Origin of the sequence: Fibrobacter sp. UWCM, from assembly GCF_900129735.1 — a bacterium.
GTDB lineage: Bacteria > Fibrobacterota > Fibrobacteria > Fibrobacterales > Fibrobacteraceae > Fibrobacter.
The window spans coordinates 22699-35251 of sequence record NZ_FQWR01000022.1 but is presented as its reverse complement, the minus strand read 5'-3'; the positions used below and the strand labels follow the sequence as shown (position 1 = coordinate 35251).

The 12553-nt window shown below is 56.4% G+C and carries 11 protein-coding genes; 4 read left to right on the top strand and 7 right to left on the bottom strand.

Features of this window, described 5'->3' with window-relative positions:
* The first annotated feature begins 10 nt into the window (after positions 1-10).
* The 4 genes from fabF to BUB22_RS12810 all read left to right on the top strand — a co-directional run bounded on the left by fabF (position 11) and on the right by BUB22_RS12810 (position 4027).
* Positions 11-1258 carry a beta-ketoacyl-ACP synthase II gene (gene fabF, locus BUB22_RS12820; protein ID WP_073115701.1) on the top strand — a complete coding sequence of 416 codons (1248 nt, stop codon included), beginning with the start codon at positions 11-13 and terminating at the stop codon, positions 1256-1258.
* Positions 1259-1344: 86 nt separating this feature from the next.
* Positions 1345-1473, top strand: coding sequence for a hypothetical protein (locus tag BUB22_RS17195; RefSeq protein WP_255252241.1), 129 nt, complete (start codon positions 1345-1347; stop codon positions 1471-1473).
* 8 nt (positions 1474-1481) lie between these two features.
* Positions 1482-2252, top strand: coding sequence for a polysaccharide deacetylase family protein (locus BUB22_RS12815; RefSeq protein ID WP_073115698.1), 771 nt, complete (start codon positions 1482-1484; stop codon positions 2250-2252).
* A 23-nt stretch (positions 2253-2275) separates the two neighbouring features.
* Entirely contained in the window at positions 2276-4027 is a 1752-nt protein-coding gene (locus tag BUB22_RS12810; RefSeq protein ID WP_073115695.1) for an AMP-binding protein, read from the top strand.
* On the opposite strand, the gene hemL is transcribed toward BUB22_RS12810, so the two are convergent.
* From hemL to BUB22_RS12775, 7 genes are read right to left on the bottom strand one after another with little or no spacing between them, the layout of a single operon-like run.
* Positions 4024-5310 carry a glutamate-1-semialdehyde 2,1-aminomutase gene (gene hemL / locus BUB22_RS12805; RefSeq protein ID WP_073115692.1) on the bottom strand — a complete coding sequence of 429 codons (1287 nt, stop codon included), beginning with the start codon at positions 5308-5310 and terminating at the stop codon, positions 4024-4026. The two genes, BUB22_RS12810 and hemL, sit on opposite strands and share 4 nt — an antisense overlap.
* Entirely contained in the window at positions 5307-6272 is a 966-nt protein-coding gene (gene hemB / locus BUB22_RS12800; RefSeq protein ID WP_072812632.1) for a porphobilinogen synthase, read from the bottom strand. Before hemB ends, hemL begins: the two co-directional genes overlap by 4 nt.
* A 37-nt stretch (positions 6273-6309) precedes the next feature.
* Positions 6310-7227, bottom strand: a complete 918-nt coding sequence (locus tag BUB22_RS12795; protein WP_073115689.1) for an NAD(P)-dependent oxidoreductase — start codon at positions 7225-7227, stop codon at positions 6310-6312.
* Between the two features lie 39 nt (positions 7228-7266).
* Positions 7267-8973 carry a uroporphyrinogen-III C-methyltransferase gene (cobA, locus tag BUB22_RS12790; RefSeq protein ID WP_254794749.1) on the bottom strand — a complete coding sequence of 569 codons (1707 nt, stop codon included), beginning with the start codon at positions 8971-8973 and terminating at the stop codon, positions 7267-7269.
* 29 nt (positions 8974-9002) lie between these two features.
* Positions 9003-10067, bottom strand: coding sequence for a hydroxymethylbilane synthase (gene hemC, locus BUB22_RS12785; protein WP_073115686.1), 1065 nt, complete (start codon positions 10065-10067; stop codon positions 9003-9005).
* Complete coding sequence (gene hemA / locus BUB22_RS12780) at positions 10060-11346, bottom strand: glutamyl-tRNA reductase (protein WP_073115683.1); 1287 nt, start codon at positions 11344-11346, stop codon at positions 10060-10062. The genes hemC and hemA overlap by 8 nt, the downstream gene beginning before the upstream one ends.
* A 27-nt stretch (positions 11347-11373) precedes the next feature.
* Positions 11374-12552, bottom strand: a complete 1179-nt coding sequence (locus tag BUB22_RS12775) for a hypothetical protein (RefSeq protein ID WP_139258999.1) — start codon at positions 12550-12552, stop codon at positions 11374-11376.
* Position 12553: the final 1 nt, after the last annotated feature.

Here is a 12553-nt window from a genome sequence, read left to right as displayed (position 1 = left end):
AAAGGTTTTCATGAATAGAAGAATCGTCATTACCGGCCTCGGCGCCGTGACCCCCGTAGGCAAGTCCGTCCCCGACATGTGGAACTCCATCCGCGAGGGCAAGTGCGGGATTGGCCCCATCACGCTGTTCGACGCCAGCAACTGCCCGGTGAAGATTGCCGCAGAAATCAAGGACTTCAAGCCCGAGGAACACGGGATAGACCCGAAGGAAGCCCGCCGCATGGCACGCTTCACGCAGTTCCTGATGGGGGCAGCGAACGAGGCCGTCCAGGATGCGGGGCTTACCCGCGAAGAGCTCGCCGCCGATACCACGGGCATCGTCGCCGGGAACGGCCTTTCGGGAATGGATGTGCTCGACGAAACGTACAACAAGTATATCGAAGGCGGCAAGCGCAGGGTTTCGCCGCTTGCCATGCCGGAACTCATCCCGAACGAGGCGTGCGCGAACGTCTCGATTGCACTCGGGATTACGGGACTCGCCCACACGGTCTGCACCGCCTGTGCCTCCGGCACGGACGCCATCGGGGTCGCCCTGGACGCCATCCGCAGTGGCAGGCTCGACGTGTGCCTTGCCGGCGGTTCCGAGAGCGGGATTACGGAATACTCCATCAAGAGCTTTGCGGGCATGCACGCCCTCACCGACAAGTTCAACGACGACCCCACGAAGGCGTCGCGCCCATTCGACAAAGACCGGAGCGGCTTTGTCATGGGCGAAGGCGGTGCCGTAATGGTTCTGGAAGAACTCGAGCACGCGAAGGCCCGCGGGGCAAAGATCTATGCGGAACTCGCAGGCTATGGCGCCTCTGCGGACGCATACCACATCACGAGCCCGCGCCCGGGTGGAGAAACCTGCGCGAAAGCCATGACCCGCGCCCTGAAGGATGCCGGAATCGCGCCTACCGACGTGGACTACTACAACGCGCACGGCACCTCGACGCACCTGAACGACCTCACCGAGACGCAGATGCTGAAAATCGCACTGGGTGAGCACGCCTACAAGATCAAGGTGTCGAGCACCAAGAGCATGACCGGCCACTGCGTGGGCGCCGCGGGCGTCATCGAGGCAATCATCTCGACACTCGCCGTGCAGAACTCGTTCTACCCCGCGACCATCAACCTCGACAACCCCGACCCGGAATGCGACCTCGACTACGTGCCGCACAAGGGCATCGAAGGCAACATCGACGTCGCCGTTTCCGCATCGCTCGGGTTCGGAGGCCACAACGGTGTGGTTGTCATCAAGAAATTCAAGGAATAACGCAAAAATCGCGCTTTTCCAGGCCAAATTATGTATTTTTCGGTTAGAGTGCGGGCGTTGTACCGCACCGAACCAAGGAGTGGACCATGTCCGACTGGCTGTTTAAATCGTGGCTCAAGATTTCCGCACTGACGGCAATCCTGTTCTTCTTTTATCACCTTTTCATTTCTCAGAAACTCGAGGAAGAATCCTTCACCTCCAACAAGGACAAGTAGGTAACCCCATGGAACAAAACAAGGACATCCTCGACATCCAGGCAGCCGAAGCGAACCAGCACAAGAAGAAAAAGTTCATTTTGTGCTACCACAGCTTCAGCGCGACCAACTTCAAGAGGGCCCGCACGCAAATCCGTAAACTCGCGGACGCCGCGGGTGCGCCTATCAGCATCGCAGTCGTGCCCTCCATCGGGGCCGTGCCCGAATCCGAGGCGGACGAATTCCGCGAAGAACTCGAGAAGTTCGTGAAGGAAGGCTACGAGATTATGCTCCACGGGGCACGCCACCGCGCAGACCTCTTTATCAAGCGTAGCCTGCAGGGAAAGTTCGCCCTCTGGATTTCGAACAACGAGGCAGAATTCGCCGGCCTGAACGAGCGACTCACGCAGACGCTCCTCAAGCGTAGCCTCGCCCTCTGGAACGCCCACGGCACCGAAAAGCCCTCCGGGTTCATTCCGCCCATCTGGTTCGGCAACAAATACCTCAAGAACCTCGCCCTCGACATCTTCGACTACTACGAGGATTATCACGGCATCTACCAGAAGACGGAAAACGGAATCAAGAAGACCAAGTCAAGGCCGCTCAGTTTCTCCATCTACCCGCCCGCAATGCTCGGAATCGTGCAGACCTACGCCTGCCTCCGCATGCTCCTGCCGGGTGGCACGCACCGCCTGGTGTTCCACGACAAGGATTTCAGGACCATCGGCGAAAAACGTATTCTGAACATGGTGCGCTACGTTTCCACCATGCGAGAAAAAATCATGTACAGGGATCTCTAAAACCAATACGACAGGATTCGAACATGATGTTAAGCAAGTTTCTTTCCCGTATCGAATTCGATTCGTACGAGGACCTCTACAAGAATTTCAAGATAACTATCCCAGAAAACTTCAACTTCGCCTACGACGTGGTTGACGAATACGCGAAGACCGAACCCAAGCGCGAAGCCCTCGTGTGGTGCGACGACAACGACGAAGACCACATCTTTACGTTCAAGGACCTCTCGCTTGCCTCCATGCGCACGGCGAACTTCCTCTGCGAACAGGGAATCAAGAAGGGCGACCGCGTGATGCTCATCCTGCGCCGCCGCTACGAGTTCTGGTTCTTCCTCCTGGCGCTCCACCGCATTGGCGCGATTGCAATACCCGCGACGAACATGCTCGCCGAAGAAGACCTGGAATACCGTTTCAACGCGGCCGAAATCAAGATGGTCGTGAGTTACGACGAACCCTCGCTGCAAAAGGAAGTGGACAAGGCAAAAACAAAATGCCCGTCCGTCGAAAAGCTCGTGACCGTAGGCCAGACCGCCCGCCAGAACTGGGTGAGCTTCTACGACGACTACGAAATCTACCCCGCGAAGTTCCCGCGCCCGCAAGGCGAAGAGGCGACCCACAACGACGACATCATGATCGTGTACTTCACGAGCGGTACGAGTTCGAACCCGAAGATGGTGGCGCACACGTTCACCTACCCGCTCGGCCACATCGTGACGGCAAAGTACTGGCAGCACGTAGTGGACGGGGGCAGGCACCTCACCGTCGCGGAGACCGGCTGGGCCAAGGCCCTCTGGGGCAAGATTTACGGGCAGTGGATTGCGGGTAGCGCAGTGTTCACCTACGACATGAAGGTGTTCATCCCGGGCAAGCTGCTCGAAAAGATGGCGGAATACAAGGTGACCACGTTCTGCGCGCCGCCCACCGTCTACCGCTACATATTGCACCACGGACTGAGCCGTTACGACCTTTCTAGCCTCCAGTACTGCACCACCGCAGGCGAATCGCTCAACACCGACATCTACAACAAGTTCTACGAGCAGACAGGAATCCGCTTGCAGGAAGGCTACGGCCAGACGGAACTCACACTCACGACAGGCAACTTCGGGTTCAACGAACCGCGTCCGGGTTCCATCGGAAAGCCCTCGCCGGGCTACCGCATGGAAATCGTGGACGCCGAAGGCAAGCCCTGCGCCACCGACGAGGTGGGCGAACTCATCATCAAGATTGACCAGGGGAAACCCTTCGGCATGTTCGGCGGCTACTACCGCGACCCGGAACGCACCGAGAAGGTGTTCGAGGGCGGAGTCTACCATACGGGCGACACCGCCACCCGCGACAAGGATGGATACCTGTGGTTCGTGGGCCGCACCGACGACCTCATCAAGAGTTCGGGTTACCGCATCAGCCCCTTCGAGGTGGAAGAAGTGCTCCACAAGCACCCCGCCGTCCTTGAAGTGGCGGTGACGGGCGTCGAGGACAAGGACCGCGGCCAGGCCGTGAAGGCGACCGTCGTCTTGAAGAAGGGCTACGAAGCCTCGAAGGAACTCGCGAAGGAAATGCAACTTTTCGCAAAGAACGTCGCGGCATCCTACAAGAGCCCGCGCATCATCGACTTCGTGACGGAACTGCCCAAGACGATTAGCGGAAAGATTCGCCGCGCCACCATCCGCGACAAGGATGCCGAAGCGCAAAAGGCGGAACAGACCACCGAACAAAAGATCCCCGGTCAAGCCGGGGATGACAAGTCGACGCAAGGCTCTAGCGGCGCAGAATCCTAAAGAGTCTTGAAGACATTCCTGGCGGCATCGACGGTACGGTCGATGTCGCTTTCCGTATGCGCGGCGCTCACGAAGATTGCCTCGAACTGGCTCGGGGCAAGGTAGATGCCCTCGTCTAGCATCCCAAGGAAGTACCTGCGGAAAAGTTCCAGGTCGGATTTCTGCACGTCGGCGAAGCATTCCACAGGGCCTTCGGTAAAGAAGATGCACCCCATGGAACCCACCTGGTTTGCTGCCAGCGGGATACCCGCAGACTTTGCCGCATCTTGGAGGCCCGTAATCAGGCGCTTGGTCATCGCTTCGGCGTGAACGTAGTACTCCGGATGAGTATGCAGTTCACGCATAGTGGAAAGCCCCGCCGCCATCGCGACCGGGTTACCCGAAAGCGTACCCGCCTGGTATATACCGCCGAGCGGTGCAATCTGCTGCATCACGTCGAGTCGGCCGCCGTATGCACCTACGGGCATACCGCCGCCGATAATCTTCCCGAAAGTCGTGAGGTCGGGCTTGATGCCATAAAGGCCCTGCGCGCAGTGGATACCCACGCGGAAACCCGTCATGACCTCGTCCACAATCAGGAGCGCACCGTGCTTCTTAGTTTCTGCGGAAAGCGTCTGCAAGAATTCTGGCTTCGCGGGCACCACGCCCATATTCCCTGCCACAGGCTCCACGATGACACCAGCGATTTCGTCGCCTATCTTATCGAAAAGTTCCTTCACGCCCGCCACATCGTTGTACTGGAGCGTGAGCGTGTACTTGGCAAGGTCCGCCGGAACGCCCTTGCTGCTCGGCTTGCCCGTAGTGAGCATGCCCGAGCCCGCCTTGATAAGCAGGCTATCGCTATGGCCGTGGTAGCAGCCCTCGAACTTCACAATCTTGTCGCGACCGGTAAACCCGCGGGCAGCACGGATGGCACTCATCGTCGCCTCGGTCCCGCTGTTCACCATGCGTATCATCTCGACACTCGGCACGAGGCTCATCACGAGTTTTGCAAGTTCGGATTCGAGCCCGCACGGAGCCCCGAAACTGAGGCCGTTCTTCGCCGTTTCTGCAACGGCGGCAATCACCGCATCGTGCGCGTGGCCCAAGAGCATCGGGCCCCAGCTGCCCACGTAGTCAATGTAGTCGTTGCCGTCCACGTCGTAGATGTGGCAGCCCTTCGCACGGGCGATAAACGGAGGAGTGGCCCCCACGTTACCGTAGGCGCGCACCGGGCTGTTCACGCCACCGGGCATCAGGTTCTTGGCTTCTGCAAAAAGTTTTTCGCTCAAGGAGTGGTTCATACCAATCCCTTTTCCAGCGCTTCCTTCGCGTGGTAGGTAATAATGATGTCGGCACCGGCACGCTTCATTGCAAGCAGGTTCTCGCGGATGATGGAATTCTCGTCAATCCAGCCCATCTTCGCGGCAGCCTTCACCATCGAGTACTCGCCGCTCACGTTATAGACCGCGACAGGCACGTCGCTCATCTCGGCCGTTGCACGTAGCACGTCGAGGAAGGCAAGCCCGGGCTTCACCATCACGATGTCGGCACCTTCTTCGATATCAAGGGCCACCTCGCGCATAGCCTCGCGACCGTTACGCACGTCCATCTGGTAGCTCTTGCGGTTGCCGAAATGCGGGGCGGAATCCGCCGCATCGCGGAACGGGCCGTAGTAGGCGCTTGCAAACTTCGCGCTGTAAGCCATAATCGGGGTGTTCGCGAAACCGTTCGCATCGAGTTTTTCGCGGATTGCAGCTACGCGGCCATCCATCATGTCGCTCGGGGCAACCATGTCGGCACCCGCACGCGCGTGCGAAACCGCAGTCTTCGCCAGGAGTTCGAGCGTCGGGTCGTTATCCACGTCGCCGTCCTTGATAATCCCGCAATGGCCGTGGCTCATGTACTCGCAAAGGCACACGTCCGTAATCACGTAGAGCGCGGGGAACTTCGCCTTGATGGAGCGCACCGCACGCTGCACAATGCCATCGTCGTCGTAAGCCGAAGTCGCCATTTCGTCCTTGGAATCGGGAATGCCGAACAGGAGGATGGACTTGATGCCCGCGATGACGCAGGATTCGAGTTCCTGGAGGATTTCATCGATGGAGAACCGGAACTGGCCGGGCATCGACGGAATCTCTTCCTTGACGCCCTCCCCCTCGACCACGAACATCGGGTACACGAGGGAATCGGGGTTCACTGCGGTTTCCGCAACCATGTTGCGGATAGTTTCATTCTTGCGTAAACGACGAGGACGGATAATCATATCTAGTGTGGAATGTGAAATGTGGAATGATTACTATTTAATGTAAAAAATCGCGCTCGACCTGTTCGAGGCCTTCGGCCCATTCGGATTGGATTTTCTGCTTGAGTTGCTTAGCGAGCGAGGGGGCGCGGCCCTGCGTGGAGACGGTCACGGCGATGTTTTCGCCGAAATCCATGCGGGCGGGCACGATAAAGTCGCCATCAAGGTAATCACAGGCGTTGTTGACCAGAATGCGGCGGGCACGGGCATCGTTGCTGACCTGTGCATTGACAGCGGGCTTGTCGGTGCAGATAAAGACCATGAATATTCCGCGAAGGTCGAGCGGTTCGTAGGGACGATTTTTCAAGACGATAGACGGGATTGTGGTAAATTCAGGATCGAGCTGCGGGGCAACAACGGTGATGTGGGCTCCCGTCGGGAGGAGCGTCTTGACCTTGCGCAGTGCAATGCGGCCACCGCCCACAACGAGAACGTTACGGCCTTCGAGATTCAGTTCGATGGAGAAAAGGCTTGATGTTTTCGACGAAAGATGATTTTCTTCAGCAATGCCATTATTTTCTTTCGTCTTTCGTCTGTAGCCCGTGTCAGCGGGCGTTCTATCGTCTATTTGAGCGCTGCGGATGCCGGCGACGACCATGTCGGAGAATTCCTTCCAGTCGCCGAGGCAGGGCATAAGCGTTATAGGAATCTGCGGAAATTCCTCCTGTAGCTTAGCGACCACGCGGGGAACGTCGTTTTTCGTATGCTGGCCGTTTAAAAGCAGGAACGGCAGGAGCGTCACCGATTCCACATCTTCGCGGAGGAGCGTGCGCAGGTCGTTTTCCAAATCGAGCAAGCTCGTGCTTGCCACACGCGTACCGGGCAAATCATGATGAAGTTTGTCCAAAATACCTTCAAAGCCCTTGTAGGCCCCAGGCAAAATGCAATGATGTGCAATAATCAGGATAGCTTTCATACAATGTGGAGTGTGAGGTGTGGAATGTGGAGTGTGGGATTAGGATTCTTTTTTGTAATGCTCCACAATCTTTTTTACGAGGGAGTCCATCGTCGTCTCGTCGGAAGTGACGGTTTCAAATCCGTGCTTGCGGGCGGCAGATTCAGTCATGCGGCCAATGCAGAATGCGAGACGGGGAAAACAAGAAGCAGGCGTAGTCAAAGATTCTCTATTAAGATCCTTCGACTCCGAGCTACGCTCTCCTACCCAAAGGGCATAACTGCCACTAAGGGGCGAAGCCCCTAGTGTCGTATAGCTCAGGATGACACTGCAGAAATTTTCGACGGCGCTGGTGCTCGCGAAAACGACGGCATCGGCGCCGACAACGGCCTCGCGTTTCCATTCGGGGAGTTCAGCGACCGGGAGCGTCTCGTAGACCACCCAGCGGGTCGCCTGCGGGAGCAGCTTGAGCAGGGTATCGTCAGCGAGATTGCCCTGCAGAAGGAGAATGCGGGAATGGTCCACCAGGAGCGAAGCCAGCAAACGACCTAATCCTTCGCCGGTGTGGTCTTCGGGCACGTAGTCGCAGCGGATGCCGTATTCAAGCAACTTCTTTTCGGTAATTTTGCCGACGCTCGCAATCTTCTTGCCGGCAAGCACGCGCACGTCGTAACCTGCGGCGAACAGCTGCCTGAAGAAACTTTCCACGCCGTTCGTGCTCGTGAAGACGAGGATGTCGAAATTCGCGAGGGCATTGAAATCGGCTGAGGAGATCCCCGTGATTCTATCGGGGCTTTGCCCCTCCAGAATGACAGCGGGGATGACAGATGAAGTCGCGGGGATGACATCCCTGGTTTCAATCATCGGGGTTTCAATGACTTCGGCGCCGAGGGCAGTGAGGCGTGCGGTAATCCCGCTGGCCTGCTTTGCGGCACGGGTCACCACGAGGCGCTTGCCGGCAAGAGGCAAGTTCTTTTTCCACGCGAGCGTTTGCCCGAGTTCCACGACGCCACCCATAATCGTAATCGCGGGGGCAGTCACGTTTTCGCGGGCAATCGTCTCCCCCGCAGTCTCGAGCGTCGCCATGACGGTGCGCTGGTACGGAGTCGTGCCCTTCTCGATAAAGGCGAGCGGAGTTTTCGGGTCCTTCCCGCATTCCATAAGCCGGCGGGCAATAAAATCCATGTTGGCGACGCCCATCAGGAATATGAGCGTGCCGGGGCACTTCGCGAGAGTCTCGAAGTCAAGAGAGAGATTCTGGCCTGGATCCTTCGACTCCGCTTCGCTCCGCTCAGGATGACACGTTCTTCCATCCGCCTTTTCATGGCCGGTGATGATGTGAAAGCTCGTCGCAATCCCGCGATGGCTTACGGGTATGCCCGCGTATGCAGGCACGGAGATGGCGGAAGTAATTCCCGGAACAACCTCGAATTCGACACCGGCAGAAACAAGTTCAAGAGCCTCCTCACCGCCGCGTCCGAATACGAACGGGTCGCCGCCCTTGAGGCGCGCTATCACACCGCCGGGAAATTCGCAAGCAAATTGCACCAGGAGTCTGTTGATTTCGGACTGCTTGACCTTATGGTGCGTCGGCATCTTGCCCACGTCCACCATCTTGGCCTTCGGATTGCACATGCCAAGAATTGCAGGCGAAACCAGGCGGTCATAGACCACCACGTCGGCCTTTTCCAGAATTTCCTTGCCACGGAGCGTCAATAGCCCGGGATCGCCGGGACCTGCACCGATTAAATAAACGGTTCCTTTCATCGAGTGTAAAAATAGAAAGTTATAGGGAATCAGCGCGCAAGCTGTTCACGGATTTTACCCGCAAGAGCAATTCCCGCGTCGCGGGCCTGCGTCACAGCATTTTCAAACGATTCGCCCACACCGGATTCAAGCGCACCAAACTGCACGCCATGTTCCGCACGGAGCAACCGCTGTGAAGATTCGTCCCAGTAGATGCCGCGGATTTTCATAATCTGCTGGTTGCCTTCCTCCCTGCCATGAATTTGCGAATCGTTCGCAAATTCGCCTTTCCCTGCAAGAGAAACGAATTCGGCGAAACTCGCCACCGGGAACTGGCAGCCCGCATTGAGCGCCTTGAGGAAGGCCATCTCGGCAACGGCAATGCAATAAGTGGGAGCGTCGTTCACACGGGAGAGGATTGTCTGGATTCTATCGGTCGCAAGGCTCCCTCCAGAATGACAATCGGCCAAAGTTTCAATCGCGAGAATTCCCTGACCGGATGCAGGCAAAACCTTGTCGGTATCGAAGTATTCCGTCACCTGGTCGGCTAGGCCCATGCGCCTGAGGCCGGCAGCCGCCAGCACTACGCCATCAAGTTCCTCGAGCTTCGAAAGGCGCGTCTGGATGTTCCCGCGGATGGGCACGTATTCCAAGTCCGGACGGAGCGCCTTGAGCTGCACCACCCTGCGGATGCTGCCTGTACCGACGCGGGCTCCCGAGGGCAAGTCCATAAAGTGCACGCCGTCTGCACCCTCGCGGGCAATAAACGCATCGCGCGGGTCTTCGCGCTTGAGGACAGCGGCCAGCCTGAATTGCGGCAAGACTTCTGCCGGCATGTCCTTCAGGCTGTGGACCGCAATATCGGCGCGACCTTCAAGCAGGGCGACTTCAAGTTCCTTGATGAACACGCCCTTGCCACCGAAGCTCGCAAGGGACTTGTCGAGCCTTCGGTCGCCCTCGGTCGTCATCGTCACGAGTTCGTACGTGAGGCCCGGGTTCGCCGACACGAGGGCGTTGGCGGCAAGCGTAGTCTGCGCCACGGCAAGGGCGCTCTTGCGCGTCGCAATCCGCAGCGGGCGCACATTTCCGCCCTGCGAAAAAACGGCATTATTCATCGCTTGCCTCCAGGCACTTGAGGAACACCTTCACGTCTTCGGGCGAATTGCCCGCCTTTACCTTGTACAGGTAATCGTTCGCCATCTTCTTCGCAAAGCGTTCGTACATCATGCGGATGCGTTCGCGTTCATTTTCCGGCAAGTCGGGCATCGAGCGCAACAGCTTTTCGGATTCCTCGTTCGCGGTTGCAACCATCCTGTCGGCATGCACGCGGATATCCTTCGAAACCTCGTCCATGCGGTACCACTGCAAGAACTCGTCCAGGCCTTCCTTCAAAATTTTCTGTGCGGCCTCGAGTTCCACCATGCGCAGGCGGCGGTTCTCCGAAACAATCTTTTCGAGGTCATCGACGCACACGTACTGCACACCGGGAATTTCGCCAATGGAGGCTTCCGCATTGCGCGGGCTACCGAGGTCAATGATTAGACGCTTGGATTCTATCGCTTCGCTAGTTGCGGAGCCTGCCCTGAGCTTGCCGAAGGGCTCCGAATGACACTCTGACAAAGCGTTCTCGAATTCATCCTTCGTGATAAGGGGTTCCTGGCAGATGCTGCACAGTACGACAACATCGCACTTGCCCAGCACCTTGTAGCGGTCCTCGAGCTTTACGGGGGTGAGCACGTCCGCAAACTTTTCGGCATTCGCGAAAGTCCTGCTGCTCGCGAAGATGTTCGTGGTGTATTCCTGCACGTACTTGAGCATCAGGGAACCCATCTCGCCTAGACCCACGATATACACGGAGCGGTTTTCGAGGTCATCGAACGTGCGCTGCACCTGCTTCATCGCCAAAAACGGGATGTTGCAGCTGAGCTTGCTCAGGTTTGTTTCCGTCTTGATGCGCTTGGTTGTGTGGATTGCCCCCTGGAACAACTTGTTAAGGCTGTTGCCCGTCGCATGCAGGCTATGCGCCGTCTCGTAGGCACGGCCAATCTGGTGCAGAATCTGGTCCTCGCCCACCGCTACCGAATCAAGCCCCGCACACACGTTCATCACATGATGCGCAACGTCATCACCCGCCTTGAAGTAAAAGAACTTCGCAAAATCCTCGAACCTTTGCCCCGCAAGCTTGCACACGTACTGCACGAGTTCCGCCTCGGCAATTTCCCTGTCCGATGCCACGTAGACTTCGGTACGGTTGCACGTCGCAAGAATCAGGAGTTCGTCAAACGGAGAATGGCCGAGCGCTTCCGTCTTCACATCCATCGGGATGTAGAACTTTTCGCGGACTGCGATTTCGGCCACCTTGTGGCTCATGCCTGCCATGTAGATTTTGCGCATGGCCCAAAGATAGAAAAAGAGGCTAGACTATTTGCAGGTTCCCAAGCGGCCGATGGAATAGAATACGAAATCACCCGTAGAACCGGCTACGCCTTGGTACTTTAGCTTGATTGCAGCTGTCTTTCTAAGTACAGAATCAATTACAACCGTTTTACCCCAACCGACCTCTTGCTTAAATTTAGACCAAGGGTAGTCAATGGTAGTCATATTTGCCGAGCGTGCAACGGATGCCTTATAGTTATTGTATTCCGTAACTGTGGCCTCATCTTCTACTTGCAATTCTATTGCAAAATTCAAGTTGGATGAATAGACCAGGCAGATTCCTTCCCAACGGGAGATATCCGTGCCCTCCTGATCTCCGCTCACAAGATTAAAGCCCAAGCCGACATAAGGGTAATCATAGCCAGCACCTATCATAACAGTACCCTTGATTCCTTGATACGCTTCAGTGAGTGGGCCGAAGAAATTATCATATTCATTCACCGAGACATCGGGCGGATAAGAGATAGAAGACGTACCGTAGTCGTTAGCATCATTGAATTCAAACCAGTAACCGGCTGTTTCATCATCAGAGCCTGTTTCAACCTTGCCTTCCGTATCCGTAGGTCCGCACCACAGGTCACCACAGGGAATTTTACTGGATAAAGATGGTTGAACTGACGACGGGTTCTGTACCGGAGCAGTTTCTTCAACCGTATTCTTGTATCCGAAACTTACCGAGGGACATTCAACAGAGCTAGCCATAGGCTTACTATTACCATACGTACTCAAAGCTGTGGAAACCGTACCACCAAGTAAAGCGTTCTGTGCAGTTCCGTTCAGTTGAAGATCCGCCCACCAGACACCCTCCTTTTGATAAACATTGTAGGATTCTATGAACATGTTTTCGTAGTATCCCGTTAGGCGTTCAACCTTATCCGGCATGTTTGCACAATTTACGAGAGCGTAGGAAATCGTTGGGAAATTGGACTCCGTATTGTAATACAGCTGCCCACCATTCTCGACAAGGTTTCCCCTGTTCACTTCGCAAGAACATCCCGAGAAGAAAATGAGTTCCGACGGATCATTTTTTTGACTATTTTCGTACATAGCATTTAGATTATCCGCGCGTTCTTGCTGAATATCCTCAATTTCAGCCACATAGTCCGTACAGGCAGTCATCATGGCTGCGGAGAGCATCACAACAGACAAACGAATCTTTTTCATA

Bases quoted from the DNA above. Each gene is read 5' to 3' on its own strand.
- fabF (WP_073115701.1), top strand. From the start codon at position 11: ATGAATAGAAGAATCGTCATTACCGGCCTCGGCGCCGTGACCCCCGTA.
- BUB22_RS12815 (WP_073115698.1), top strand. From the start codon at position 1,482: ATGGAACAAAACAAGGACATCCTCGACATCCAGGCAGCCGAAGCGAAC.
- hemL (WP_073115692.1), bottom strand. From the start codon at position 5,310: ATGAACCACTCCTTGAGCGAAAAACTTTTTGCAGAAGCCAAGAACCTG.
- BUB22_RS12795 (WP_073115689.1), bottom strand. From the start codon at position 7,227: ATGAAAGCTATCCTGATTATTGCACATCATTGCATTTTGCCTGGGGCC.
- hemA (WP_073115683.1), bottom strand. From the start codon at position 11,346: ATGCGCAAAATCTACATGGCAGGCATGAGCCACAAGGTGGCCGAAATC.
- BUB22_RS17195 (WP_255252241.1), top strand. From the start codon at position 1,345: ATGTCCGACTGGCTGTTTAAATCGTGGCTCAAGATTTCCGCACTGACG.
- cobA (WP_254794749.1), bottom strand. From the start codon at position 8,973: ATGAAAGGAACCGTTTATTTAATCGGTGCAGGTCCCGGCGATCCCGGG.
- BUB22_RS12810 (WP_073115695.1), top strand. From the start codon at position 2,276: ATGATGTTAAGCAAGTTTCTTTCCCGTATCGAATTCGATTCGTACGAG.
- hemB (WP_072812632.1), bottom strand. From the start codon at position 6,272: ATGATTATCCGTCCTCGTCGTTTACGCAAGAATGAAACTATCCGCAAC.
- hemC (WP_073115686.1), bottom strand. From the start codon at position 10,067: ATGAATAATGCCGTTTTTTCGCAGGGCGGAAATGTGCGCCCGCTGCGG.
- BUB22_RS12775 (WP_139258999.1), bottom strand. From the start codon at position 12,552: ATGAAAAAGATTCGTTTGTCTGTTGTGATGCTCTCCGCAGCCATGATG.